The following is a 26,912-nucleotide window of genomic DNA, read 5'->3' on the forward strand; positions in this document are numbered from 1 at the left end:
TGCAGTATTAACGAAGACTTAAACGGCGAATCGCCCGAACGGGCCGCATCGCATTACGGCGCATCGAGCGGCTCGACCGTCACGCCAACCTTCAGTTCCTGATCCGCGCCGCCGCCGCGGATCACGCCACGCAGCGGCGTCACGTCGGCATAATCGCGGCCGACCGACAGCATCACGTAGTCGTCGCCGGGCGCACGATCGTTGGTCGGATCGAGTTGCAGCCAGCCGCCATCCTCAGGCCACGCCGGGTCGTACACGTCGACCCACGCATGCGACGCGTCGGCGCCGATCAACCGCGGCTGCCCGGGCGGCGGCTGCGTGAGCAGGTAGCCGCTGACATAACGCGCGGCGAGCCCGAGCGAGCGCAGCGCGCCGATCATCACGTGCGCGAAATCCTGGCAGACACCCTTGCGCAACCGCAGCGCATCGAGCGCCGACGTCGTGATGTCGGTGCTGTTCGGCGTGTACGCGAAATCGGCATGCACGCGCCGCATCAGGTCCCACGCCGCCTGCACGAGCGGCCGTTGCGGCGTGAAGCTCGCGGCCGCGTACGCGGCGAGTTCGGGATCGCACGCCACGTGCGGCGACGCGAACACGAACTCGCTCGCCGGATCGTAAGGCTGCCCCGCGCGGAACCGCAGGCGGTCGCGCACGGCCTCCCATTCGGTGGCATGCGCGGCGTCCGGGTTCGCGATCGCAGGCGGCGGCGCGCCGCGCGCGCCGAGCGACCACACGGGCGGCGTCACGCGCACGGTGCTGCGGCTGCGCACCAGCAGCGTGTCGTGCGGCAGGTTCAGCGCGAACGACGCGCGTGCATTGCCGAACGCGTCGACTTCGGTACAAACCGATTCCGGTGCGGGTTCGATGTCGAGCGAGAACGACAGCACCTGCTGGCGCGGCGTCGCGAGCGGCTGCAAGCGTGCCTGGTGCTGCGCGGATTCGACACGCGCCGCGTAACGGTATTCGGTGTCGTGCGTGACACGCAGCAACCGGCCCGGCGCGACGGCGGCCGGCGCATCCGTTGCGGCCGGAGCCGCCGGCGGCGCCTGCCGTGCGTTGCCTGAACCGGCCGGTGTTTTCGGTGCGCCCTTCGTCGTCACCATAGCGTCCTGCCCGCCTCGCGCACGTGGCTGAAATAGCGCTCGCCGATCCGGTTCGACAGCTCCCAGACGGCCTTCACCGTCGTGTCGAGCGCGGCGAGCAGCTTGTCGTGCCGGCCGTCTTCGGCGGTCTCGCACAGCTCGTGCAGCGACCACGCGGGTATGTCCGGAACCGTCTCGGCCAGTTCGGACAGCGCATAGCCTTCGCCGCGTTCGACCTTCGTCAGCCGGCCGCGCAGCGCCTGCACGACCCAGCCGAGCGAGCGCGGGTTGTCGGTATCGAGCACGACGAGCGACAGCAGCGGCGCGACGTCGAAGCCCCGCTGGAAGCGCGAGCGGAACGTGATCGTGCTGTCGAACAGTTCGAGCACGAGCTCGAAGCCGTCCTGCCGATGCACGGCGCCTTCGTCGAACGCGAACTTCAGTACGCTGCACAGGAAGTCGAGCCGGTCGATCTGCCGGCCGATCGACAGCAATCGCCAGCCGTCGTCGCGTGTCATGTTGTCGGTCTGCGCACCAGTGATCGCGCCGAGCAGCAGGCCGACGCGTTCCAGCAATTGCAGCGCCTCGTTGCCGATCTGCTCCTCCGCTTCCGGCTGCCCTGCGCTGTCCGCGAACAGTTGGGTCGCGTCGTCGATCAGCCGCCACTGATCGCTCGACAGCCGTTCGCGGATTGCGGCAGCCGCGCCGCGCATGCCGAACAGGCACGACGCGATCCCCGACGTGCGGTCGGCGCCGCGCGTCAGCGACGTCGCCAGCTCATGCTGGAACGCGCGCGGCGCATCGACGGCGTGCGGCGCATCGGCCGCGATCAGCCCGGTGTCGCGGCACAACGTGTCGATCAGTTCCAGATGCGCGGGGCTGTCGACGTCGTCTTCGCCGCGCAGCCGTTCGAGCGCGGCGCGCGCCAGGCGCATCAGGTTGGTCGCCCGCTCGGTGTAGCGGCCGAGCCAGAACAGGTTCTCGGCCGCCCGACTCGCGATCGCGCGCGGCCGTTCGACGAGGTCGTCGGGGCCGAGGTGCGTCTGCAGCAGCGTCGTCGAATCGACGATGCCCTCGGTCATCACCCACGTGTCGACGGTGCTGCCGCCGCGCGGCATCGGCGCATTGAACAGCGTATCGCGCGTGCCGACCCGCGACAGCCCGCCCGGCAGAAGCCGCCAGCGCTGCGCGCCGTCGGCGAGCGCGAACACGCGCAGCAGCAGCGGCTTCGGCACGATGCGCGCGCTGTCGTTGCCGTCGGGCGCATCGGGCCGCGGCCAGGTCGGCGCCTGCGACAGGGGCAGGTCGGCCTGCACCGTGTAATGTTCGGGCTGCGCGAGAATCCGCGCGCGCCATTCCGCCAGTTGCGCCTGCGTGAGCCGCGCGCCGATCACCGGCTCGAATGCACCGCCTTCCTGCACGTCGGGTGGATAGGATGCCTTCACGATGCCGCGCGCGAGCTGCGGCAGCGCGTCGTCGCACGCGGCCGCCTCGCCGCACCACCACGAATGCACGGCCGGCAGCGTCAGCGTTTCGCCGAGCAGCGCTTCCGCGAGACGCGGCATGAAGCCGAGCATCGCCGGCGACTCGAGGAAGCCCGAGCCCGGCGCGTTCGCGAGCAGCACGTTGCCGGCGCGCACGGCCTGCAACAACCCCGGCACGCCGAGCATCGAATCGGGCCGCAGTTCGAGCGGATCGAGCCACGCATCGTCGACGCGCCGCAGGATGCCGTGCACCGGTTCGAGCCCGCTCAGCGTCTTCAGGAACACGCGGTTGTCGCGCGCGGTCAGGTCCCCGCCTTCGACGAGCGTGAGGCCGAGATAGCGCGCGAGATACGCATGCTCGAAATAGGTCGCGCTGTGCGGCCCCGGCGTCAGCAGCACGATCCGCGAATTCTTCGCGGCGGGGCTGAGCGACTGCATGCTTTGCAGCAGCGCACGGTACGCGGACGCAAGCCGCTGCACGCGCAGCCCGCGAAACCCGCGCGGAAAGAGCCGCGACACGATCAGCCGGTTCTCGAGCAGGTAGCCGAGCCCGGCCGGGCCCTGCGTGTGCTGCGCGACGATCCGCCATTGGCCGTCCGGGCCGCGCGCGAGATCGAACGCGACGACGTGCAGCCACGTGTCGCCCGGCACGCGCGCGCCGCGCATCGCACGCAGATAGCCCGGGTGGCCGGTCACGAGCGCGGGCGGCAGCAGCCCGCGCTCCAGGATCGTCTGCGGCCCGTACAGGTCGACCAGCGTCGCGTTGAGCAGCCGCACGCGCTGCAGCACGCCGCGCTCGATCCCGACCCAGTCCTCGGGCGTGACGATCAGCGGCAGCAGGTCGAGCGACCACGGGCCGACGGCGCCGTCGCCGGCGCGCTGCTCGTGCAACTGGTAGAACAGGCCGTTCTCGCGCATGCGCCGGTGCAGTGCGTCGGCGCGGCGGTCGAGGTCGGCCACGCCGTCGCTGCCGATCGACGTGAAGAAGCTGCGCCACGCGGGCGCAAGCGCAGGCGCGTGCAGGCCGGCCGCGCTGCCGCGCAGTTCGTCGTAGCGACCGGCGGCGGCCGGCGCCGCGAGCGCGGCGGCCAGTTCGGCGGCGTCCGGCTGCGCGCCGGTATCGAAAAGCGTGGGCATCGCGTCGAAGGCGGCGGGATGGTCGAGGTCAATGGGCGGCACGATGTCGTTCCGTCGTCAGGGTGCGGCCGCGCATGCGCGCCGCCATTCAGGCGGCAAGCCGCCGTGCGGAACCGCATTCTGCCCGCATCCTAGCATTCCGGCGGGGCCGCGACCGGCCGGTGCGCCGGGCGGTCGCGAACCGCGCATCGTCGTCCGTCCAGTCATCGATCGATCACGGCCGCCGCAAGTCGAGCGTGAACGGGAATTCACGGCTCGGCGAGGCAGCGGCGACGTCCATCCGCCCCGGCGTGTGCCCGATCTCGACGAAGCGCGCGAGCCGGCGGCTCTCGGCTTCGTACGCATTGACCGGGAACGTCGCGTAGTTGCGCCCGCCCGGATGCGCGACGTGATACCGGCAGCCGCCGAGCGAGCGTTGCAGCCACGTATCGACGATGTCGAACGTGAGCGGCGCGTGCACGCCGATGGTCGGATGCAGCGCCGACGGCGGCGACCACGCCTTGTAGCGCACGCCCGCGACGTATTCGCCGACGGTGCCGGTCGGCTGCAGCGGCAACGCGCGGCCGTTGACGGTCACGACGTGCCGGTTGTCGTTCAGCCCCGTCACGCGCACTTCGAGCCGTTCGACCGACGAATCGACGTAGCGCACCGTGCCGCCGGGCGCGCCCTCCTCGCCCATCACGTGCCACGGTTCCAGCGCGCCGCGCAACGACAGTTCCATCCCGTTCACCGCGATCTGCCCGAACAGCGGAAAACGGAATTCGAAGTGCGGCGCGAACCACGCCGGGTCGAACGCGAAACCGGCGTCGCGCAGCTCGGCCAGCACGTCGTCGAAATCCATCTGGAGAAATTCCGGCAGCATGAACCGGTCGTGCAGCGCGGTGCCCCAGCGCGTGAGCGGCGTCGTGTACGGCGCAGCCCAGAAGCGCGCGACCAGCGCACGCAGCAGCAGTTGCTGCACGATGCTCATCCGCGCATGCGGCGGCATCTCGAACGCGCGCAGTTCGAGCAGGCCGAGCCGGCCGGTGGACGAATCGGGCGAATACAGCTTGTCGATGCAGAACTCGCTGCGGTGCGTATTGCCCGTCACGTCGATCAGCAGGTTGCGCAGCACGCGGTCGACGAGCCACGGCGGCATGTCCTGCCCGAACAGCAGCTTGTTGCGCTGGATCTCCGCGAACGCGATGTCGAGCTCGTAGAGCTGGTCGTTGCGTGCCTCGTCGACACGCGGCGCCTGGCTCGTCGGCCCGATGAACAGCCCCGAGAACAGGTACGACAGCGACGGATGGTTGTGCCAGTACGCGATCAGGCTCGCGAGCAGGTCCGGGCGGCGCAGGAACGGGCTGTCGGCCGGCGTCGCGCCGCCGAGCACGAAGTGATTGCCGCCGCCCGTGCCGACGTGCCGACCGTCGACCATGAACTTCTCGCTGCACAACCGCGATTGCCACGCGGCGTCGTACAGGAATTCGGTGTGGTCGACGAGTTCGTCGAAGCTCGCGGCCGGATGGATGTTCACCTCGATCACGCCGGGATCCGGCGTCACCTGCAGCAGCTTCAGCCGGGCGTCGCGCGGCGGCGGATAGCCTTCGAGCACGAGCTTCACGCCGAGTGCATGCGCGGTCAGCTCGATCGCGCCGAGCAGGTCGAGATAATCCTCGAGCGCGGCGAGCGGCGGCATGAACAGGTACAGGATGCCGTTGCGCACTTCGACGCACAGCGCGGTGCGCGTGATCCACGCGGCCGATTCGAAGCGCTCCGGCCGGCGATGCGGGTCCGCGGCGCCCGGGCGGCCGCGCGCGGTCGTGCCGTCGTCGCGCCACTGCATCACGGTCTGCGCGGACGCTTCGCGATGCACGCCCGCCAGATAGCGCGGCGCGTCGGCCGGGCCCGCGTAGCGGGCGCGAATGGCGGCGGCGTCCGGCAGCGCGTCGCGCGGCGCGAACGGATCGCGCTCGACGAGATACGGATAGTCGGCGCGGGCCGCCCACGGCAGCGAATCGAGCGGCAGCCGATAGCCCATCGGCGAATCGCCGGGCACGAGGTACATCCGCTCGTCGCGGAAGAACCACGGGCCCGTCTGCCAGCGCGGGCCGTCGAGGCCCGGCGCGTCATCCACGCGCTTGACCGGCAGCACGTAGCCGACCACGCTGTCGAGCTGCTGCTCGAACACCTTGCGCAGCCGCGCGCGTTCGAGCTCGTCGTCGAGGCGCGCGTCGAACGGATCGACGTTGACGGGCAGCCGGCGCTCGCGCCACAGGTAATACCAGACGTCCTCGTAGCCGGGCTGGATGAATTCGCTGGTCAGGTTCAGCCGCGCGGCGAGTGCATCGATGAAGCGCTTCGCGTCGTCGGTGGTGTGCGATGACGGCTCGCGCTCGTCGGCGAACAGCGACGGATCGTGCCACACGGGCTGGCCGTCCGCGCGCCAGAAGATCGACAACGCCCAGCGCGGCAATTGCTCGCCGGGGTACCACTTGCCCTGCCCGAAATGCAGGAAGCCGCCGTCGCCGTATTCGGCGCGCAGCCGCTGCACGAGTTCGGTCGCGTAGCCGCGCTTGGTCGGGCCGAGCGCATCGGTGTTCCACTCGGCGCCGTCGCGGTCGTCGATCGACACGAAGGTCGGCTCGCCGCCCTGCGTGAGCCGCACGTCGCCGGCGGCCAGTGCGCCGTCGACCTGCGCGCCGAGCGCGAGCACGCCCTCCCACTGCGATTCGGTATACGGCTTCGTCACACGCGGCGACTCGTACACGCGCGTCACGCTCATCTCGTGCTCGAACGACACCTCGCACTCGTCGATCAACCCTTCGACCGGCGCGGCGCTCGTCGGCTGCGGCGTGCACGCGAGGGGAATATGCCCTTCCCCGGCGAGCAGGCCCGACGTCGGATCGAAGCCGATCCAGCCGGCGCCCGGCAGATAGACCTCGCACCATGCGTGCAGGTCGGTGAAATCGACCGAGGTGCCGCTCGGGCCGTCGAGCGATTTCACGTCGGGGGTCAACTGGATCAGGTAGCCCGACACGAAGCGCGCGGCAATGCCGAGATGGCGGCACAGCTGCACGAGCAGCCACGCGCTGTCGCGGCACGAGCCGGACGCGAGTTCGAGCGTCTGCGCGGGCGTCTGCACGCCCGGCTCCATCCGCACCAGGTAACCGATGTCGCGCTGAAGCTGCTGGTTCAGCGCGACGAGAAAGTTCACGGTGCCGGCCGGCGTGCGGTCGACGCCGTCGAGATACGCGCGAAACAGCGGCGCGGCGCTCGTCTGCGGATCGCACGCGAGATACGGCGCGAGCTCGGTCTTCAGCGCGTCGTCATAGCTGAACGGGTATTGCTCCGCGCTCGCTTCGAGAAAGAAGTCGAACGGGTTGTACACCGACATCTCGGCGACGAGATCGATCGTGATCTCGAAGTGCTCGGTGCGCTCCGGAAACACGAGCCGCGCGAGATAGTTCGAGAACGGATCCTGCTGCCAGTTGATGAAGTGCTGCGCGGGCTCGACCGTCATCGAATACGCGAGGATCGGCGTCCGGCAATGCGGCGCGGGCCGCAGTCGCACGACCTGCGGGCCGAGGTTGACGAGCCGGTCGTAGCGATAGCGGGTGGTGTGATGCAGCGCGACGTGGATGGACATGGGAGCTCGAGTCGGGTTGGGCCGGCCGCGCACGCCGCGTCGCTTGCGACGCGGCGGCCCGGCATGGCGGATTCGGCGAAGGCGCGCCGCGGGTCAGACGAGTTCCGGCGTCTGCACGACGCTGATCTCGACGCCGACGGCCGTCGCGCCGAGCCCGGTCACCGGCTGCGCGTCGCGATGGTCGAGGCCGACCGCGATGCGCACGTAGCGTTCGTCCGGGCAACGGTTCATGAACGGGTCGAAGCCGACCCAGCCGAGCCCTTCGACATAGGCCTCGGCCCATGCATGGCCGGCCGGTTGCTGCATCAGCGCCGTGGCTTGCGGCTGCGCGCCGAGCGCCGCGTGCGGCTGCCCCTGGGATTGCGACTGCGATTGCCCTTGCGACTGCGACTGCGCGGCATGCGATGCACCGAGCGCCTGCTGCATCCCGTCGCCGCTCTGCAGCGCGAGCGCTTCCTCGTCCTCGACGTCGACCCCATTCTGCTTTGCATCGGCGATGCGCTGCATCGCGCTGTCGGCCAGCACGTAGCCCGAGATGTAGCGCGCGGGGATCTTCAGCACACGGGCGGCCGCGATGAACGCGTGCGCATGGTCGCGGCTCGTGCCCTCGCCGCTTTGCAGCGCGGTTTCCGCATCGACGGGCGCGTCGGCGGCCAGGTTCGGCGCGTACGCGATGCGGCCGTGCACTTCCGTCATCAGCCAGTGCAATGCGTCGAGGCCGTGCGGCTCGATCGGCAGCGCCTCGGTGAGCGCGCGCACGGTGTCGCCGGCCTTCGTGAGCGCCGTTTCGCGCTCGAAGATCCACGGCGGCGCATAGCCTTCGGAATTCCCGAGAATGCCCGCGCGGTCCTGCGTCTCGACGACGCCGGCCGCCACGACGACGATCTCGGCCTTCGCGCCGCGATCGTGGCGCACGAGGTCGATCCGGTTGCCGAGCCCGTCGGCGTATGACAGCGTCGGCTCGACGCCGTCGATCGTGACCTGCCACGCGCGCACCGTCTGCCCGGGGCCCGACTGCGGGCGCAGCCGCAACCGTTGCAGTGCGTGGGTGGCCTGATCGTCGAACTGATAACGCGAAATGTGTCGGATGGCGAGTCGCATGGCAAGTCTCAGTCGAAGTTGTAAGCCTGGGCGATTTCGAGCCCGAGGCTGTTGTTGCGGCCGATGAAGTCGGTCAGGAACTCGTGCAGGCCGCTCTTGAAAATCCGCTCGACCGACGTATCGGACAGCATTTGCAGGATCTTCGTGGCCGTGTCGTGACACGGGTGTGTCACGCCGTAATCCTTCGCGAGCAGGTTCAGGCTGGACACGACGCGCCCGTAGCAATAGCGCAGCGAACGCGGCATGCGGCCGTTCAGGATCAGGTAGTCGGCAATGTTCAGCGGCTTGTACTGCACGTCGTACACCCAGCGATACGAACGATGCGCGGCCACGCAGCGCAGGATCGTCTCCCATTGGTAGTTGTCGAGGATCGTGCCGACGTGCGATACCGACGGCAGCAGCAGGTGGTATTTCACGTCGATGATCCGCGCGGTGTTGTCCGCGCGTTCGACGAATGCCCCGATCTGCGCGAAATCGAAGATCTCGTTGCGCAGCATCGTGCTGTAGAAGCTGCCGAGAATCAGCGCGGTTTCGCGTTTCACCTGGTCGAGCACGGCCGGCAACTCGCTTTCCGGCACCGGCCGCGCGAACGCGCGGCGCAGCGCGAGCCACGCGCCGTTCACGCTTTCCCACGCCTCGCGCGTCAATGCCGTGCGCACCATCCGCGCGTTCGAGCGCGCGGCCTCGATGCACGACAGCACGCTCGACGGGTTGTCGCGGTCGCGCAGCAGGTAGTCGGTCACGGTATCGGCCGCATACGCGTCGTATTTCTGCCGGTAGCCGTCGTCCGCGCCCGAGCTGACGAGCACCGACGACCATTCGGCCGGCGCGTCGGCCGTGCGCGTGAGCGCCATCCGCAGCCCGGCATCGACGATGCGCGCGATGTTCTCCGCGCGCTCGATATAGCGGTACATCCAGTAGAGACCGCTTGCAGTACGTCCCAGAAGCATCTCGTGTCCACTCCGTCTTCGTTCGGTTCGCGCGCCGGCTCCGGCGCGCGCGGTCGTGCCCGGCTCAGTCGGCCAGCACCCAGGTGTCCTTGGTGCCGCCGCCCTGGCTCGAGTTGACGACGAGCGATCCTTCCTGCAGCGCGACGCGCGTGAGCCCGCCCGGCGTGATGCGGATCCGGTCCGACACCAGCACGAACGGCCGCAGGTCGACGTGGCGCGGCGCGAGGCCGGCGTCGGTCAGGATCGGCGTCGTGGACAGCGCGAGCGTCGGTTGCGCGATGTAGTTCGCGGGACGGGCGCGCAGCTTCGCGGAAAACGCGTCGAGTTCGGCCTTCGACGCGCACGGGCCGACCAGCATCCCGTAGCCGCCCGAGCCGTGCACCTCCTTCACGACCAGTTCGTCGAGATGCGCGAGCACGTACTTGAGGCTGTCGGCCTCGCCGCAGCGCCAGGTCGGCACGTTTTCCAGCAGCGCCTTGCGGCCGGTATAGAACTCGACGATCTCCGGCATGTACGAGTAGATCGCCTTGTCGTCGGCGATGCCGGTGCCGGGCGCATTCGCGATCGTGATGTTGCCCGCGCGGTACACGTCCATGATGCCGGCCACGCCGAGCACCGAATCCGGGCGGAACGTGAGCGGATCGAGGAACGCGTCGTCGACGCGGCGGTACAGCACGTCGATCGGCTGGAAGCCTTCGGTCGTGCGCATCGCGACGCGGCCGTCGATCACCTGCAGGTCGCTGCCCTCGACGAGGTGCACGCCCATTTGATCGGCGAGGAACGAATGCTCGTAGTACGCGGAATTGTGGATGCCGGGCGTGAGCACCGCGATGGTCGGATTGTCGGCGTTGCCGCCCGGCGGGCACACGGCCGCGAGCGACTGGCGCAGCATCTGCGGATAGGTTTCGACCGGACGCACCTTCACCTGCTGGAACAGCTCGGGGAAGAGCTGCATCATCGTCTCGCGGTTTTCCAGCATGTACGACACGCCGGACGGCGTGCGCGCGTTGTCCTCCAGCACGTAGAACGCGTTCTCGCCGGTACGCACGATGTCGACGCCGATGATGTGCGTGTAAACGTTGCCGGGCGGCCGGAAGTCGATCATCTCGGGGATGAACGCCTCGTTGTGCGCGATCAGGTGCTTCGGCACGATGCCCGCGCGCACGATTTCCTGGCGGTGGTAGATGTCGTCGAGGAACGCGTTCAGCGCCATCACGCGCTGCTCGATGCCGAGCGACAGCCGGCTCCATTCCGCCCCCGAGATGATGCGCGGGACAATGTCGAACGGAATCAGCCGCTCGGCGGCCTCCGCGTCGCCGTAGACGGCGAACGTGATGCCTGTCTTGCGGAACACGCCTTCCGCATCGTGGGCCTTCTGGGCGAGGCTCGCAGGATCCTGCGTGTCGAGCCATTGCTTCAGGCGCGCGTAAGGCGCCCTCACCATGTCGCCGGATTGCAGCATTTCATCGAATGGCTTCATCGATCTTCTCTCCATCGATCGTTTTCCCCGGCATTGCGCATGCCGGACCGGCGTACTGAATGCTTTGCAAGGAACGTGCCTTGCTCGATCCCTTCGATATCCCCCTGTTTTGCGCCGCCCAGGCACGCCTGCGCGGCATCGCGCACCATAACGGTGCAACACCGGACGCGACGGCCGCTTGCGGTGCGCCGCGAGCGCGCACGGCCGATGCTGCGCCGCGTCCGACGAACATAGTTCCCCCGCGTGTCACGAATGTGCAATCTGCACTGCACCAAAAACGGCGAGCCGGGCCCCCGGCACGGCCGTGAACGGGTGGGCCGGCACGCACACGGCGCAGCCGACCCTGGGGAAGCGCCGTCCGGGCGGCCGGGACGGTCCGACGCGGTGAACCGTCCGGTTAACCGGTCCGGCCCCTCAACGCTATGCAGCCGTAATCCCGCCGACAACGCCCATGCATATTTCGACTGACACCGATCGAAAAAAAACATCGGCCCGACCGGCGCGATGCGCGGTACGCTAGAACGTTGGTGCAGCAGACGGCGCCGCCTTTCAGGCGCCCGACTATAAAAAGCGAAGATCGAAATGGAAGCAAAGTGGCTGGAAGATTTCCTGAGCCTGGCGGATACCAAGAGTTTTTCCCGGGCCGCGCGTCACCGGCACCTGACGCAGTCGGCGTTCAGCAGACGAATCGCCGCCCTCGAAACCTGGATGGACGCGAAGCTGGTCGACCGGAGCATCAATCCGGTCGCGCTGACGCCCGCCGGCCAGATGTTCCGCGGGCTCGCCGCGGACATCCTGCGCAGCATGTATGCGGCGCGCAATCTCGTGAACGGCTACGACCAGTTCGCGGCGAGCGACCAGGTCGTGCGCTTCGCCGTCGCGCACACGCTCGTCTTCACGCTGTTTCCCGAATGGCTCAAGCAGCTCAATAGCGAGGTCGGCCACGTGACCGCCCGCGTCAATGCGGTGAACGTGCCGGAGGGCGTGCAGCAACTGGTCGAAGGCGAATGCGACCTGCTGCTCGGCTATCACCACCCGCAACTGCCGATCGTGCTCGATCCGAACCATTTCCCGTTCGTCAGCCTCGGCGTCGAGCGAATCCTGCCGGTGTCGTCGCCCGACGCGCGCGGCAAGCCGGTGTTCCAGTTGCCCGGCACGCCCGATGCGCCGCTGCCGCTGCTCGCGTATTCGTCGGGCGCGTTTCTCGGCAACATCGTCGAGATGCTGCTGCTGAACGCGACCGAGCCGTACGTGCTGCACCGGTGTTTCGAGACGCACATGTCCGAGGCGCTGAAAGGGATGGTCGTGGCCGGGCACGGCATCGGCTGGCTTCCTGAAAGCTGTGTCGCGAAGGAGCTCGCGGACGGCACGCTCGTGTGCGCGGGCACCGGCGACTGGATCACCGAGCTCGAAATCCGCCTGTATCGATCGGCGCGCAAGCGCGGGCTCGCGGCCGAACAGCTGTGGGCCTATATCATGAACCGGCCGCGCACGGCGCTCGACGGCGCGATCGGCACCGAAGAGGCGGTCGCGCCGGCGATGCGCAGCGCGCGGCGAAGCGCAGGCGGCAGCCGCTGACCGCGCATTCGCGCCGTGAACGTCCGCGGCGCGAATGCGCGTTGTTTCGATAGAAATCGATAATCCCGCCGGACTCCATAAAACCCTTGCCGACTTGCAAGCGATCTCGATAAAAACGCAAACGTTTGCGTTTCATGTCGTATTTTTTACTGTTTTCCGTATTAAGTAAGAATATTCAGCCCGAGTTTCCAGACAGAAATACCTTGTTACACAAGTTTCCATTTACCTGTAACCGCCGCAATCATCAAAAACGTCGCACCCTCATTTCGCAATTCGCGGCCTGTACCCTGACCTTCATCGATCCGGCCTGAACACACGCGCAATACTGTCTTTTATCAGTCGTTATTTTTCGGTACCACAGTCGATACCTCCGACATGATTCAAAGCGTGCTCGATCATCGCTACCGGCGAGCAATTTTCATGTTCGGCAATATCGCCTTTATTCAGTATTAATAAATCCTCACCAATCCTTCTTTATCCTGTTTAGATAGGATCTTTCACCTCGTCCCATTCGGGCCACACGCGGTTGTTGGTTCAAAAACCATCGTGTATCAATAGCGTGTCGCAAAAAGAACGTTGGCAAATTAGACAGGAATCGATGCGTGTCATTGGTTCCGGATGGGAGATTGCAATGTCACCTTCGCTTCGACAGCGTGCTCGCCCTTTCCTGTGCGTCGCCATCTCCACGCTGTGCATGAACGCCATGGCGCAGACACCGGCGGCCCCGTCGCCGGCGTCCGGGCCGGGGGCGAACCGGTACGTGATTTCGTATATCTGCGGTGACGCGCGGATCGACGGTACCGCGCCGCTTCCGCCTGACGGACGCCCGTACAACCTGGGCGTGTCGTTCGTGGCGGGGAGCACCGGACAGCCGCTCTCCAACGTGCAGGTGCGCCTGCGCCGGCACGGGCGCGTGCTCGTCGAATTCAATGCATCGGGGTCGCGCTGCCTGTTCAGCGTGCCGGATGCGAGCTACCGGGTCGAAGGAACTTATCAGGGAGCAACCCAGTTCGCGATTGTCGAGACGGGCACGCTCACGACGCAGTTGCGATGGTGACGGTCGCGCCGATCGCGTCATTCGTCGAACGTATCGAATCAAGGAGCCTTGAATGCCTCGTGCAGAACGACCGGACGACTCGCCCGCCCGTGAGCCGAAACCCTCGTGGGGTCCGGGAAAGAATGCGGCGCTCAGCGTCGCCGCATTTGCCGCGATCTTCGGCGCCTTCGCGTATGTCGAGCGAGACGCGAGGATCGGCCATGCGAGCGTGACGCACGATATCGCCGGCGTGATCGAAAACGCCGCCGGCAAGTACCGCGAGTTCATCGTGGCGGCAACCGGCAGCGCGTCCGGCGCCGCAGCGCCCGCCGGCGCGACGGCGACGGTCGCGCAGGCCGGGCCGGTTCCGCCGTCTGCCTCGGCGACGCCGGCGCTGTCGGCCGCAGCCGAACCGCCCGTATCGCCGCAAACGACGGCCCGGTCCGACGTGAAACCCACGCGCCCCGCGCATGTACCGGCGACAAGGCTCGCGGCCGAGCCGCACGCCGTGTCGACCGCCAGGCGCACGGCGCGCCCCGGCGACGCGCACCGGACGTCCCGTTCGCAGGCGCTGGCGCGCACGAGAAAACGCCCCGACCCCGTGCCGAAACAGCAACCGCAATCGTATTTCGCCGGCACGTCGCACATGGAAGCGACCAGCGTCACGCACGATGAGCTGGAAAGCGCCCGCGCGCTGGCCAAGGCACGCTGGTGCGCACAGATCGACGAATGGAGCTGTGTGGAGCAAAACGCGAGTCGTGCGCTCGCCATCGACCCGAAGAACAGCGAATCGCGCGCGCTGCTTGGACAAGCGATCCGCAATCGCCTGTGAACCAGGCGAATGCCGCCGGGCCTCGCCGCCCGGCGATGCACGCCGTCGGGCGTGCAACCGAGGTGAACGTTTCAAAGTGAGGAGACACCGTGGCTAACAATCGTCAACAACAATGCACCACCGTCGTTCCGCCGAGCCGGCGGATCCTCCTGCATGCGCCGCTGCTGTGCCTGCTCGTCGCGTCCGGCCCGGGCCTTGCCGCCGAAGGCGACGCGGAGCCGCAGGTCGCCCAGGGTTACGGTGCGCAGCCCCCTCAAGCGCCGACGCCGATCGCGCAGGCGTCGGATGCGTCGATGCAGATCGCGCAGGAATCTGCCCCGGGATCGAACCCGGCGATGCCGACCACGGTCATGGTGGACCCCGACGCGCCGCAGCCGAGCGCGCCATCGTCGAATGCGCCGATGCTGCTTGCGCAGGCATTCGACACCGCGCCGCCGGATACGTCGGCGCCGCGCGCGCGGACGCCGGATGCACCGCAGCCGCCCGCCCAAACCGAGACCACCGCACCGCCCACACCGCCGCCTACGCCGACACTCACCGCGCAGGCGTCCGGCACGCCGATGCCGAATTCGCCCACGCCCATGACGCAGCCATCCGGCGCCGAACCACCGTCGTCCCGGCAACCGAATTCACAGTCACCCGGCGCGCAGCTCCCCGGCGAGCCGATCCAGCGATCGCAAGGGCCCGACGTAGAGACGCCGAATGCGCAAGCGCCGAATCTGCGCACAGCCGACGTCGCGACGGTACGCAACGACGTGTTCGGCCTCGCGGCGAGCGGCGGCGCGGTCAAGGCGCTCGACGAAGCGAAGGCCCGGCCCGATGCGTTCTCCGCCGTCGACATCGCGCAACTCGAAGAACTGTCGATTCGCCAGCAGGTGCGCGGCGGACGCGACAAATCTCGTTCGATGACGAGTTCGGACCGCTTCGACGGGCTCGACAACGCGCTGCGCGCGGCCGACGACCTCGACAAGCGGATGCCGGCCACACCCGAGTACACGCCGGTCCGCACGGCGCTCGCGGGCGATCGGGTCGTCGCCCTTGCGGCACGCGGCGACATGAAGCCGGCCGTGGCAACGTTCGAGACGATTCCGTCGAACGCGGAGATCTCGATCGACGCGCTGGCGGCCGTCGGCGACGCCTACCTGTACCTGAGCGAGCCGACCAAGGCGAACGCCGTCTACGCGCGTGCGCTGCAGCAGGCGACCGCGTCGCCGACGGACCGCGCGACCCGCGGCTTCCAGTACGGCGCGCGCACGCGTCCGATCGAGCTGCAGGAGGGGCTGTTCTGGTCGTACGTCGACCAGGCACGCGCGCCGCAAGCGAAGCAGGTGCTCGACGACATGGAGAAGTCGCTGCCGCCGGCCAAGCAGGTGACCAACGTCGGTCCGGGAGAAAGCGACTACCTGCGCTACTACCGGCTGCGTGCGCAATACCTGATCTTCACGGGGCATGTCGACCAGGGGATCGCCGCGCTCGAAGAACTCGAGAAGCAGGTGCCGTTCAACGCGGAGATCCGCGCCGCGCACGCCGACGCCGTGTCGGGCCAGTCGCATCCGCGCCAGGCGATCTCGATGTATCGCGCGTCGCTGACCGATCACCCGGACAGCGTCGAAATGCTCGCGGGCCTCGGCCGCGCATCGCTCGTGGCGGACGACTACGCGACCGCGAAGACCGTCGACCAGACCCTCGGCACGACGTTCCCGGACAGCGGCGCCGTGCGCGGCTTCAAGCGCGACTACAACGCGTACCGCAGCCCGGTGTTCACGACCGACCTCAGCTTCGAGCACGGCAACAGCGCACTGGCCAACAACAGCTTCACGTCGGACAGCTATGTGTATTCGCAACCGTTCGGCGACAACTGGCGCGTGTTTTCGCACACGTTCTACGGTTTCGCGCAGACCGACGACGGCAACCTCAGCCGCACGCGCACGGGCATCGGCGGCGACTACCGGCACGGGCCGCTCACGGTGCTGGGCGAAGTCACACGCTCGATGGGCGGGGACGGCCGAACCGGCGGCCGCGGGACGATCGCGTACGCGCTGAACGATTACTGGACGGTCAGCGCGGGGCTCGACACCAACGACAACTCGCTGCCGTGGAAGGCATATGCCGCGCACATCTGGGGCCGCTCCGCGAACGTCGAGGTCGTGTATCGCCAGAACGACCGACGCCAGGTCAGGCTGAGCTACGGCGTGAGCCGCTACAGCGATTCGAACTTCCACCAGGAGATCGCGGCGACCGCCACGCAGCGCGTGTACACGGCCGCGAACCAGCTCGTCAACGTCTCGCTGAATCTCGGTACCGACAGCAACACGCGCCGGGACGCACCCTACTTCAGCCCCGGTCGCGACTACGCGGCCGCCGCGACCGTGATGCATCAGTTGACGCTGTGGAAGAAAGGCGACATGGGGCTGCAACAGCGCGTGTCGGTGTCGGGCGGCGTGTACAACGAGCGCGGCTTCGGCACCAGCCCGCTGTGGAGCGCGCGCCTCGAGCATGCGTGGACGTTCAAGCACGACATCACGCTGAGCTACGGCGTCGAGGTCAGCAGTCACGCATACGACGGCCAGCGCGAGCGCTCCGAAACCGGCTTCCTGTCGCTCAACCTGCCGTTCTAGCAAGGAGATCGGGCAATGCTGCAATCCAGACGGACCTTCATGTGCGGATGCCTCGGCACGTTTGCCGCCTGTTCGCTGTTCCCGGGCGTGACCGGCGCCAAGATGATCGATCTGCTGCCGCCGTCCGATCCGGCCGACGGCAAGACGTTTCGCGTGATCTGCATGCACGACGTGCGCGACAACCTGATGGCGTCGTTTTCGTCGCCGACGGCGGTGGTCGATCCGTTCGCGGTCGACACCGGCACGCTCACCGCGATCTTCTCGTGGTTGCAGACCAACAACTACCACACCATCACGGTCAAGCAGATCGAGGCGTCGCGGCACGGCGGCAAGCCGCTGCCGCCGCGCTCGGTGCTGCTCACGTTCGACGACGGCTTCCGCAGCCACTATACGAAAGTGCTGCCGCTGCTGGAGCGCTTCAAGTATCCGGCCGTGATGGGTCTCGTCACCGCATGGATCGACACCCCGCCGGATACGCCGATCCGCATCAGCGACAAGGTTCAGGTGCCGCGCGACTACTTCCTGTCGTGGGACGAGGTGAAGAAGCTCGGGCAGTCGGAATTCGTCGAGCTCGGCTGCCACACGCACAACCTCCATCACGGCGCGATCGCGAATCCGCAAGGCAACGAGTTGCCGGCGACCACGTCGCATCTCTACCTGCAAGACCAGAAACGCTATGAGACCGACGCCGAGTTCCACGCACGCGTGCACGACGACCTGCAGACGTGCGTACGGCAGATCCGCGAACGCACCGGCATCGTCGCACGCTCGATGGTGTGGCCGTACGGCGCGGAAAACCAGCCCGTGCGCCAGATCTCGACGTCGCTCGGCATGGACGTCCAGTTCAGCCTCGACGCCGGCCCGAATACGCCGGACGTGCCGCTCGACCGGCTGAGACGGATCCTGATGATGTACGACGTCGACATCGGCGGATTCGAACGCTCGATGCGCGAACCGGCGTCGAACCGCGGCGACGTCGACGTGCCCGAGCGCACCGTGCAGGTCGACCTCGACCAGGTCTACGATCCCGATCCCGCGCGGCAGGAAGCGAATCTCGGCAAGCTGATCGAGCGCATCTACCGGATGCAGCCGAAATCGGTGTACCTGCAGGCGTATGCGGACCCGAAGGGCACCGGCGTGGCCGAAGCGGTGTATTTCCCGAACCGGCACCTGCCGATGCGTTCCGACCTGTTCTCGCGCGCCGCATGGCAACTCAATACGCGCGCCAACGTGCAGGTGTATGCATGGATGCCGGTGCTCGCGTTCCGGCCGCCGGCCGACAAGCAGCGCGGCCTCGAGGCCGTGAGCGCGTTCGGCGGCGCGCCGGCCCGCGAGAACGGCACGCGCGTGTTCCGGCTGAGCCCGTTCGATCCCGATGCGCGGCTGATGATCCAGCAGATCTACGAGGATCTCAGCAAGCACGCGTCGTTCAGCGGCATCCTGTTCGGCGACGACGCGGCGCTCGACGATTACGAAGACGCGGGCCGGCATGCGCTGCGCACCTATTCGCAATGGGGGCTGCCGGCCGACGTCGGCAAGATCCGCGAGAACCCCGACCTGATGAAGCGCTGGACGCGCCAGAAGACGCGCCACCTGATCGACATGACCCGGCAGCTCGAGCAGATCGTGCTGGCCCACCAGAACGTCGGCGACGTGCTGACCGCGCGCAACATCTTCGCGATGCCGGTGCTCAAGCCCGAATCGGAGGCGTGGTATGCGCAGAACTACGACGATTTCCTCGCCGCCTACGACTACGTCGCGCTGATGGCGATGCCGTACATGGAGCAGGCGAAGGACCCGGAAGGCTGGCTGGACCAGCTCGTGAAGGCGGTGCGCACGAAGCAGCGCGGGCTGCAGCGCACCGTGTTCGAACTGCAGTCGTACGACTGGCACGCGCACAAGGACGTGCCCGCCAGCACGCTGCTCGCGCAGATGCGGCGGCTGCGCAGCGAAGGCGCCGTGAATTTCGGCTACTACCCCGACAACTTCCTGAACGGCCAGCCGGAGCTCGACGCGATGCGCGACGTGATGTCGCTGAAGTCGCGCCTCGACCCGACCTCGATCAACGCGCTGATGCAGATGCAGCACGCGCAGGGAACCAAGACGCCATGACCTCCCATAGCCTCATCCAGCGCCTGCAGGATTTCGTCTTCTACTATCCGTTCTTCATGTCGTATCTGTGGATGATCGGCGGCGTCGTGCACTACTTCCTGCTCGAGGAAGGCCGCGAGCTGTCGACGCGCACGATCGCGTCGAGCGGCATCCCGAAAGTCTCGATCGTCGTGCCGTGCTTCAACGAAGCCGCGAACGCGCGCAGCGTGATCGCCCATCTGAACGGGATGCAGTATCCGAACTACGACATCATCGCGGTCAACGACGGCAGCAAGGATCGCACCGGTGAGATCCTCAACGAGCTGGCCGTCGAGATCCCGCGGCTGCTCGTGATCCATCACGCGCGCAACGAAGGCAAGGCGGTCGGGCTCACGACCGCGGCCGCGGTATCCAACGCGGAGTACCTGCTGTGCATCGACGGCGACGCGCTGCTCGCGCACGATGCGATCGGCTGGATGCTCGAGCACTTCCTGACCGACCCGGGTGTCGGTGCGGTGACCGGCAACCCGCGCATCCGCACGCGCACGTCGCTGCTCGGCCGCATGCAGGTCGGCGAATTCTCGTCGATCGTCGGGCTGATCAAGCGCACGCAGCAGGTGTACGGCCGCATCTTCACGGTGTCGGGCGTGATCACGATGTTCCGCAAGACCGCGCTCGCCGACGTCGGCTACTGGAGCTCGGACATGCTGACCGAGGACATCGACATCAGCTGGAAGCTGCAGTGCCGCGACTGGCGCGTCGTGTACGAGCCGCACGCGCTCAGCTGGATCCTGATGCCCGAGACGATCACGGGGCTCTACCGGCAGCGGCTGCGCTGGTCGAAGGGCGGCATCCAGGTACTGCTGAAGTACGCCGGCACGCTGATGCGGCCGACGCAGATGATGATGTGGCCGCTGTTCGCGGAGTACCTGATCGGCATCGCATGGGCGTACTCGATGTCGTTCATCCTGCTGCTCGCGCTGATCGACGTCGTCTACCCGCTTCCGCCGAACTGGCATGTGTCCGTGGTGCCGCACTGGCACGGGATGCTGCTGGTCGCGACCTGCATCCTGCAGTTGATCGTCGGCAGCATGATCGATCGTCGTTACGACGAAAAACTCCTGATGTACTTCCTTGACACCATCTGGTACCCCGTCGCGTTCTGGCTGATCAGCATGATCACCACCGTCGTCGCCCTGCCCGCCGTCGTACTGCGGGGCCGCGGCAAGCGCGCCGTTTGGGTCAGTCCCGACCGAGGCATTCAACATGAAGAACGCGCCGATTATTGACCTCTCCCTGCGCGCACCGCGCGACATGATCGCCGAACGCGGCAGCATCGTCGGGCCCGTGCTCGTCGCGTGGTTCCGTCTCGTGCGGCCCGCGCTGGTCGGGGGCGTATGGGCATCGATCTGCATCTACACGTATCGCTACCTGTTGCCGTTCAACGAGGCCGAGATGCCGATCGAACAGATCGTGTTCTATGTGACGAGCATCGCGCTGATTGCCGGCACGATCGTCATGTGGCTGATCGCGGGACGCGTCGTGCATCCGTTCGCGTACCGGTTGCGCGTATCGAAGATGATGCGGCGCTCGGCCAGCGTGAAGGTGCGCTCGGTGCCACCGACCGCGTTCGCGAGCGAGCGCCGGCGCGGCGCGCGGCGCACGACGCGCATTCTCGTCGCGTCGCACGATGCGAACGGATCGATTTCGGGCATCGAATGGGTCGCCCATGCCGAGCCGCAGCCCCGCGAATAGCCGGCCGGAGACGTGCCGCGCCGGGCGCGACGCCTGCCGCGCGACGCGGCACCGCTTCTGACATCGCGCTGGCGCGCGTCGCGCGCCAGCCGGAAAACTTCATGGAGACGAGGTGAATCATGTGCGGAATCGTCGGAGCAAGCGGCCTGAACAATCAGGTGCCGCAACTGGTCAATGCGCTGAGCCGGCTCGAATATCGCGGCTACGATTCGTGCGGCATCGCCGTGCAGGGCGACGGCCGCCTGCGCAGCGAACGCACGCTGCGACGCGTGACGGACCTGCAGGATCGCGTGCTGACGCTCGGTCTCGAAGCACAGACCTGCATCGCGCATACGCGCTGGGCGACGCACGGCGCGCCGTCTGAAATGAATGCGCACCCGATCATGTCGGGCGACACCATCGCCGTCGTGCACAACGGGATCATCGAGAACCACGACACGCTGCGCGCCGAACTGAAGCAACGCGGCTACACGTTTCGCGGGCAGACCGACACCGAGGTCATCGCGCACCTGATCCACAGCCTCTATCGCGACGACCTGTTCGACGCGGTGGTGCGCGCCGTCAAGCGGCTGCACGGCGCATACGCGATCGCGGTACTCGGCGCGCGCGAGCCGCAGCGTCTCGTCGCCGCGCGCGCCGGCTCGCCGCTCGTGATCGGCATCGGCGCCGAGCAGAACTACCTCGCGTCCGACTGCGCGGCGCTCGGCGACCTGACCGACCGCTTCGTGTACCTGGAAGACGGCGACGTCGCGCTGATCACGCCGGAGCGCATCGCCGTGGTCGATGCGGGCGGGCAGGACGCACGGCGCCCGTTGTGCGAAGTGAAGGCGCGCGCGGACGACGCCGCGCTCGGCCCGTACCAGCACTTCATGCAGAAGGAAATCTTCGAGCAGCCGAAGGCGATCGACAGCACGCTCGCCGGCATCGACACGATCTCGCCGTCGCTGTTCGACACGACGGAAAACACGCGCGCGCTGCTGTCGCGGGTGAAAAGCGTGTTGCTGCTCGGCTGCGGCACCAGCTACTACGCGGGCCTGACCGCGAAATACTGGCTCGAAAGCATCGCGGGCGTGCCCGCCCAGGTCGAGATCGCCAGCGAATTCCGCTACCGCGATACGGTGGCCGATCCGCGCACGCTCGTCGTCGGTATCTCGCAGTCGGGCGAAACAGCCGACACCATCGGCGCGATCGAACAGGCACGCGCGATGGGCCAGGAACTGTCGTTGGCGATCTGCAACGTCGCGACCAGCACGATCGCGCGCAACGCGCCGCTGCGGTTCCTGACGCGGGCCGGCATCGAGCTCGGCGTCGCATCGACCAAGGCATTCACCACGCAGCTCGTCGCGCTGTTCGTGCTGACGCTGACGCTCGCGCAGCTGCGCGGCCGGCTCGATGCCGCGCAAGTCGCGACGCACCTGAAGCAGTTGCGCGCGCTGCCGGACCGCATCGGCCACGCGCTCGCGCTCGAAACGCAGATCATGGGCTGGGCCGCGAAATTCGCGCGCACCGAGAATGCGCTGTTCCTCGGCCGCGGCATCCATTTCCCGATCGCGCTGGAAGGCGCGCTGAAGCTCAAGGAAGTGTCGTACATCCACGCGGAAGGCTATGCGGCCGGCGAGCTGAAGCACGGGCCGCTCGCGCTCGTCACGAGCGCGATGCCGGTCGTCACGATCGCGCCGGACGACCGCCTGTTCCAGAAGCTGAAGTCCAACATGGCCGAGGTGCGTGCGCGCGGCGGCCGGCTCTACGTGCTGGCCGGCAATCAGCTCGAGATCGACGCCGACCGCGACACGCACCTGATCCGCGTGCGCGAATCGGGCGATCTGCTGTCGCCGATCGTCAACGTGATCCCGCTGCAACTGCTCGCGTATCACGTCGGCTGCGCGCGCGGCGCCGACGTCGACAAGCCGCGCAACCTCGCGAAATCGGTGACCGTCGAATGAGGCGGCGAACGCGCCCGGTACAGGCGATCACACGGCTGGCGGCGACCGTGCTCTGCGGCGCGGGCGGCATCGGCGCGGCGTCGCCGGCCCTCGCCGGCGCGCCGGCCGTGCACACGGTCACCGTGTCGAGCGCCCCGTCGCCGCGGGACACCGGCGACCCGCGGCGCTTCATGCACGGCATCGGCGTGGCCGATGCCGGCGACGGCAAACGCTGGGTATTCTTCAGCAGCTCGGGCATCGTGCCGCGCGGTGCGCTGCGCAGCGGCAACTGGCCGCATGACGTGTACGTCGGCGAATGGCTGCCCGACAAGCGGCGCGCGCTGCGCGTGCGCACGTTCATCAGCCGCCCCGAGGCGCAGGAACCCGTGTCGATCGCGCAGAATGCGCGCGGCGACATCTTCGTCACGTTCGAGGACGGCTGGAACACGTCGCAGGAAGTCAGCCAGCGCTACGGCGTCTACCGCCGCGACCTGAAGCCGATCAAGCCCTATCCGAACGACGTCGAATCGGGCGGCCATTCGGGGCACGTCGCGACGGTCGGCGACCGCTTCGTCGTGTTCTATTCCGCCGACTGGGTCAACGGCGGCGGGGTCGACAACCTCGGCAGCGGCAACGGCGTCTACCTGAAAACCTACGACGCGGCCGGGCGCGTGCTGAACCATGTCGCGGTCGCGCCGCACCGCCGTGAATGGTGGCCCGTGATCGCGGGCTCGCCGCGCACTGCGCTGCTGGTGTGGCAAAAATTCATCGAAGGCAGCACGGACGCGACGCTCGAATACGCGATGTTCGACCCGGTCACCGCGAAGCTGGACACACTCGGGGCGCTGAACGGCGCGATCCAGTACTACGTGTATTCGGCCGCCTATGTGCCGGAGATCGACCGTTTCGTCGTCGTCACGACGACGGCGGACGACCGCGGCGTCGCGATGCTGATCGCACCGGACGGCCGCCGCACGGCGACGCTCGATTGCCTGCCCGCGTCGGTGCGCGAATCGGACATCGGCGTTTCCGGCACGCACGCGTACGTGCCGACCCGCGACGGCCGGCTGCTGACGCTCGCGCTCGCGCCGGCGGACATCGCGGTGAGCGGCGTGCAGCGTTCGCCGATTCCGTGGGGCTCGACCGGCGTCGCCGGCTTCCCGGCGTGCGGCACGGCGATGCATTTCGTGTCGCTGACGCCGTCGGGAATGCGCGAAGCCGATTTCGAACCGAAGCAGGACACGCCGCTGCCGAAGAACGAAGTAACGTGTTCGAATCATTGACGGCGGGCCGGTAACGCAATGTCGTCGTGAACACGGGCGGGCCGCACGTCGCACCGTGCGCTTCGTCTTCCGCCGTCCGAACGGTGCGGCGGCAACACCTCGGCAACTCGGCAGTCGGGCCCGCTGTGGCGCGCCTGTCCGACCACAACTGCCGCGCCTTTCCCGTGCCGAATTCGCCAGCGCCGCCCGTACCGGATAGACTGTCGCCCGATTCCTTCCATCGGCCGCGGCGTCCCGCCTCCTGCCGCCGCCGGAACGCCCCTTCCCGGAGAACGAATGCTGAAGCGCCAGTGGTTTTCGCTCGTGCTGCTGACGGTTTGCCTGCTCGGGCGACCCGCGTCGGCCCAGTCCACGCTCGAACTCGACACCGACGGCACGGCCCGCGCCGTCACCCGCCAGACGCTGCTCGCGCGCGCCGATGCGGCCAACATCCACGTGCCGCGCGACATCGCATACGGCCGGCCGATGACGTTCCGCGCGGTGCCGTTCGCCGCGCTGCTCGGCGACACGCCGCTGCCGGACGACGGTGTGCTCGAAACGCGCGCGGCCGACGGGTTCGCCGCGCAATTGCCGCTCGATCTCGTGCGCCGGCGCGCGCCGGCCGGCGCGACCCCGTGGCTCGCGATCGAGGATCCGGCCCGTCCGTGGCCGAAGCTGCCCGGCAAGCAAGTCAGCGCGGGGCCGTTCTATCTCGTCTGGCTCGGGCCGGACGCGTCGTCGGTGCGCGGCGAGCAGTGGCCGTACCAGATCGTGCGCATCACGATCGAATCGTCGCCGCTCGCACGCTGGCCGTCGCTCGCGGTCGATGCCGCATTGCCCGCGAACGATCCGGCCCGCGCGGGCCAGCGGCTGTTCGTCACGCAATGCCTCGCGTGTCATCGCATCGACGGCGCGGGCAGCAGCCACGCCGGCCCCGACCTGAACACGCCGATGAACCCGGTCGACTACTTCCAGCCCGCCGCGCTGCGCCGCTACATCCGCAACCCGGCGTCGGTGCGCGACTGGCCGGGCCGCAGCATGCCGGCGTTTCCGCCCGATCAGCTGAGCGACCGCGAACTCGACCAGATCGTCGCGTATCTCGCGTATAGAGCGCGGCGCAACGCAGCGAAGTAACGCGGGTGCTCCGCTGCCCGGCCGCGCGCGTCGCGCTTACGCTTCCTGTGCGCTCTGCAACACCGCGCGCAACAGCACGTCGGCGCCGGCCGTCGCCCATTCGGGGGTAATCGCTTCGGCCTCGTTGTGGCTCAGCCCGTCGACGCACGGCACGAAGATCATGCCGGTCGGCGCGACCCGCGCGACATAGCATGCGTCATGGCCCGCGCCGGATACGATGTCCATGTGCGACAACCCGAGCGAGCGCGCCGCGTCACGCACCGTGTCGATGCAGCGCGGCGCGAACGGCACCGGCGCATACGTGAAGATCTGCTCGACCTGCGCGCCGAGGCCGGCTTCGTCGGCCACGCGCGCGAGTTCCGCTCGCAGCGCCGCGTCCAGTTCGTCGAGTACCGCATCGTCGGGGTGACGAAATTCGACCGTGAAGAAGCAGCCGCCCGGCACCGTGTTGCGCGAATTCGGCCGGGCCTCGATCATCCCGACCGTTGCGCGCGCATCCGGTGCGTAACGGCGGCCGAGCACGTCGATGAACGAGATCATCCGCGCCGCGCCGACCAGCGCGTCGCGACGGAACGCCATCGGTGTCGTACCGGCGTGCGCGTCGACGCCGGCGAGCGTCACCTCGTACCAGCGCTGCCCCTGCCCGGCGGTCACGACGCCGATCGTCTTGCCGGCCCGCTCGAGAATCGCGCCCTGCTCGATGTGCAGTTCATACGCCGCGTGCACCGGATAGCCGCCGACCGGCTCCGTGCCCGCGTAGCCGATCCGCTCGAGCTCCTCGCCGATCGTCCGGCCCGCGCCGTCGGTGCGCGACAGCCCGTATTCGAGCGTATAGACGCCCGAGAACACGCCGGCCGACACCATCGCCGGCGCGAAGCGCGAACCTTCCTCGTTGGTCCAGATCACGACGTCGATCGGGCGCTCGGTCTCGATGCCCGCGTCGTTCAGCGCGCGCACGACTTCGAGCCCGCCGAGCACGCCGTAGATGCCGTCGTAGCGGCCGCCGGTCGGCTGCGAATCGGCGTGCGAGCCCGTCATGACCGGTGCGGCATCGGGACGGCGACCCGCGCGGCGCGCGAACACGTTGCCCATCCGATCGATGCGCACCGTGCAGCCGGCGTCGCGCGCCCACTGCACGAACAGGTCGCGCGACTCGCGGTCGAGATCGGTCAGCGCGAGGCGGCACACGCCGCCCTTCGGCGTCGCGCCGATCTGCGCCATCCGCTCGAGCGACGCCCACAGGCGGTCGCCGTCGACGCGCGGCACGCTCGCGGTATCGGTAGCGTCACGCATCGCCGTTCTCCGGCGCGCCGTGCAGCGCATAGCGGAAATCGCAGCGCTCGCCGCCCTGCATGATCGTGCTCGTGCGCGTGAGCGCGATGTCCGGCGCATAGCCCTGGATGAAATGGCTGTCGCGCGCGCAACTCAGCAGATGCCCGATCTCGCCGAGCCCCATCGCGTGATACATCTCCGCATAGCGGCAGCGATGCACGTCGTAGTCGTAGTGCGCGTCGTCCGCGCGCCGCACCTCGACGTCGAGCGCATCGTCCTTCTCCCACAGCACCTGCAGCGCGATGAACGACTTCACGCTCGTGCCGTCCGGCTCCTGCGCGGCGAACGTACGGCCCGCGTCGACGGCCGCGCCGCGCACGGCTTCCGCGATCACGGCCTGCGCGCGCTCGATGCCGAACTCGCGCTTCATGATCTCGTAGATCGGCTTGATGATTTCCGCCTCGATGCGGCGCCGCGCGAGGATTCCGAGGCGCGTGTCCTCGGGTGCGGCGGATGTCGGGTTCGCTTCTGTCATGGGAATCGTCTTGGT

General features: G+C 68.0%; 19 protein-coding genes. 10 read left to right on the top strand and 9 right to left on the bottom strand.

Annotated features, from left to right (window positions below):
* Nucleotides 1-53: 53 nt before the first annotated feature.
* The 6 genes from A9Z05_RS12145 to A9Z05_RS12170 all read right to left on the bottom strand — a co-directional run bounded on the left by A9Z05_RS12145 (nucleotide 54) and on the right by A9Z05_RS12170 (nucleotide 10,862).
* A complete protein-coding gene (locus tag A9Z05_RS12145; protein WP_069618303.1) occupies nucleotides 54-1,103 on the bottom strand; it encodes a transglutaminase family protein in 1,050 nt (349 codons plus the stop codon).
* A complete protein-coding gene (locus tag A9Z05_RS12150) occupies nucleotides 1,097-3,703 on the bottom strand; it encodes a circularly permuted type 2 ATP-grasp protein (RefSeq protein WP_069618647.1) in 2,607 nt (868 codons plus the stop codon). The genes A9Z05_RS12145 and A9Z05_RS12150 overlap by 7 nt, the downstream gene beginning before the upstream one ends.
* A gap of 214 nt (nucleotides 3,704-3,917) precedes the next feature.
* Nucleotides 3,918-7,331, bottom strand: a complete 3,414-nt coding sequence (locus A9Z05_RS12155; protein ID WP_069618304.1) for a DUF2126 domain-containing protein — start codon at nucleotides 7,329-7,331, stop codon at nucleotides 3,918-3,920.
* A gap of 93 nt (nucleotides 7,332-7,424) precedes the next feature.
* On the bottom strand, nucleotides 7,425-8,432 hold the full coding sequence (locus tag A9Z05_RS12160) for a transglutaminase family protein (protein ID WP_069618305.1): 1,008 nt from the start codon (nucleotides 8,430-8,432) through the stop codon (nucleotides 7,425-7,427).
* Between the two features lie 8 nt (nucleotides 8,433-8,440).
* On the bottom strand, nucleotides 8,441-9,382 hold the full coding sequence (locus A9Z05_RS12165) for an alpha-E domain-containing protein (protein ID WP_069618306.1): 942 nt from the start codon (nucleotides 9,380-9,382) through the stop codon (nucleotides 8,441-8,443).
* 64 nt (nucleotides 9,383-9,446) lie between these two features.
* The gene (locus A9Z05_RS12170) at nucleotides 9,447-10,862 is read right to left on the bottom strand and encodes a circularly permuted type 2 ATP-grasp protein (RefSeq protein WP_069618307.1); all 1,416 of its coding nucleotides are present in this window, start codon (nucleotides 10,860-10,862) and stop codon (nucleotides 9,447-9,449) included.
* Between the two features lie 582 nt (nucleotides 10,863-11,444).
* On the opposite strand from A9Z05_RS12170, the gene A9Z05_RS12175 reads away from it, so the two are divergent.
* From A9Z05_RS12175 to A9Z05_RS12185, 3 genes are all read left to right on the top strand, one after another.
* Nucleotides 11,445-12,440, top strand: a complete 996-nt coding sequence (locus A9Z05_RS12175) for a LysR substrate-binding domain-containing protein (protein WP_069618308.1) — start codon at nucleotides 11,445-11,447, stop codon at nucleotides 12,438-12,440.
* A 631-nt stretch (nucleotides 12,441-13,071) separates the two neighbouring features.
* Nucleotides 13,072-13,497: a hypothetical protein gene (locus tag A9Z05_RS12180; RefSeq protein WP_069618309.1), complete on the top strand. Its 426-nt coding sequence runs from the start codon at nucleotides 13,072-13,074 to the stop codon at nucleotides 13,495-13,497.
* 52 nt (nucleotides 13,498-13,549) lie between these two features.
* Complete coding sequence (locus A9Z05_RS12185; RefSeq protein ID WP_069618310.1) at nucleotides 13,550-14,308, top strand: hypothetical protein; 759 nt, start codon at nucleotides 13,550-13,552, stop codon at nucleotides 14,306-14,308.
* A gap of 253 nt (nucleotides 14,309-14,561) precedes the next feature.
* On the opposite strand, the gene A9Z05_RS37740 is transcribed toward A9Z05_RS12185, so the two are convergent.
* Nucleotides 14,562-14,891 (bottom strand): hypothetical protein, encoded by a 330-nt coding sequence (locus A9Z05_RS37740; protein WP_256121964.1) that lies wholly within the window; start codon nucleotides 14,889-14,891, stop codon nucleotides 14,562-14,564.
* Between the two features lie 172 nt (nucleotides 14,892-15,063).
* Here A9Z05_RS37740 and pgaA point away from each other — a divergent pair, with 172 nt between their 5' ends.
* The 7 genes from pgaA to A9Z05_RS12220 all read left to right on the top strand — a co-directional run bounded on the left by pgaA (nucleotide 15,064) and on the right by A9Z05_RS12220 (nucleotide 25,090).
* Nucleotides 15,064-16,926, top strand: a complete 1,863-nt coding sequence (gene pgaA / locus A9Z05_RS12190) for a poly-beta-1,6 N-acetyl-D-glucosamine export porin PgaA (RefSeq protein WP_256121965.1) — start codon at nucleotides 15,064-15,066, stop codon at nucleotides 16,924-16,926.
* 18 nt (nucleotides 16,927-16,944) lie between these two features.
* A complete protein-coding gene (gene pgaB / locus A9Z05_RS12195; RefSeq protein WP_069618648.1) occupies nucleotides 16,945-19,038 on the top strand; it encodes a poly-beta-1,6-N-acetyl-D-glucosamine N-deacetylase PgaB in 2,094 nt (697 codons plus the stop codon).
* On the top strand, nucleotides 19,035-20,306 hold the full coding sequence (pgaC, locus tag A9Z05_RS12200; RefSeq protein ID WP_069618312.1) for a poly-beta-1,6-N-acetyl-D-glucosamine synthase: 1,272 nt from the start codon (nucleotides 19,035-19,037) through the stop codon (nucleotides 20,304-20,306). Before pgaB ends, pgaC begins: the two co-directional genes overlap by 4 nt.
* Entirely contained in the window at nucleotides 20,284-20,772 is a 489-nt protein-coding gene (locus A9Z05_RS12205) for a Biofilm PGA synthesis auxiliary protein PgaD (protein ID WP_069618313.1), read from the top strand. The genes pgaC and A9Z05_RS12205 overlap by 23 nt, the downstream gene beginning before the upstream one ends.
* Nucleotides 20,773-20,891: 119 nt before the next feature.
* Nucleotides 20,892-22,715, top strand: a complete 1,824-nt coding sequence (gene glmS / locus A9Z05_RS12210; protein ID WP_069618314.1) for a glutamine--fructose-6-phosphate transaminase (isomerizing) — start codon at nucleotides 20,892-20,894, stop codon at nucleotides 22,713-22,715.
* On the top strand, nucleotides 22,712-23,977 hold the full coding sequence (locus A9Z05_RS12215; protein WP_069618315.1) for a hypothetical protein: 1,266 nt from the start codon (nucleotides 22,712-22,714) through the stop codon (nucleotides 23,975-23,977). The genes glmS and A9Z05_RS12215 overlap by 4 nt, the downstream gene beginning before the upstream one ends.
* 276 nt (nucleotides 23,978-24,253) lie before the next feature.
* Nucleotides 24,254-25,090 (top strand): cytochrome c, encoded by an 837-nt coding sequence (locus A9Z05_RS12220; RefSeq protein ID WP_069618316.1) that lies wholly within the window; start codon nucleotides 24,254-24,256, stop codon nucleotides 25,088-25,090.
* A 36-nt stretch (nucleotides 25,091-25,126) separates the two neighbouring features.
* Here A9Z05_RS12220 and A9Z05_RS12225 read toward each other — a convergent pair whose 3' ends face one another.
* Together A9Z05_RS12225 and A9Z05_RS12230 are read right to left on the bottom strand one after the other, a co-directional pair.
* Nucleotides 25,127-26,383 carry a Zn-dependent hydrolase gene (locus tag A9Z05_RS12225; RefSeq protein ID WP_069618317.1) on the bottom strand — a complete coding sequence of 419 codons (1,257 nt, stop codon included), beginning with the start codon at nucleotides 26,381-26,383 and terminating at the stop codon, nucleotides 25,127-25,129.
* Nucleotides 26,376-26,897, bottom strand: coding sequence for an L-2-amino-thiazoline-4-carboxylic acid hydrolase (locus tag A9Z05_RS12230; RefSeq protein ID WP_069618318.1), 522 nt, complete (start codon nucleotides 26,895-26,897; stop codon nucleotides 26,376-26,378). Before A9Z05_RS12230 ends, A9Z05_RS12225 begins: the two co-directional genes overlap by 8 nt.
* Nucleotides 26,898-26,912 lie beyond the last annotated feature (15 nt).

Source organism: Burkholderia sp. A2, from assembly GCF_001729305.1.
Lineage (GTDB): Bacteria > Pseudomonadota > Gammaproteobacteria > Burkholderiales > Burkholderiaceae > Burkholderia > Burkholderia sola.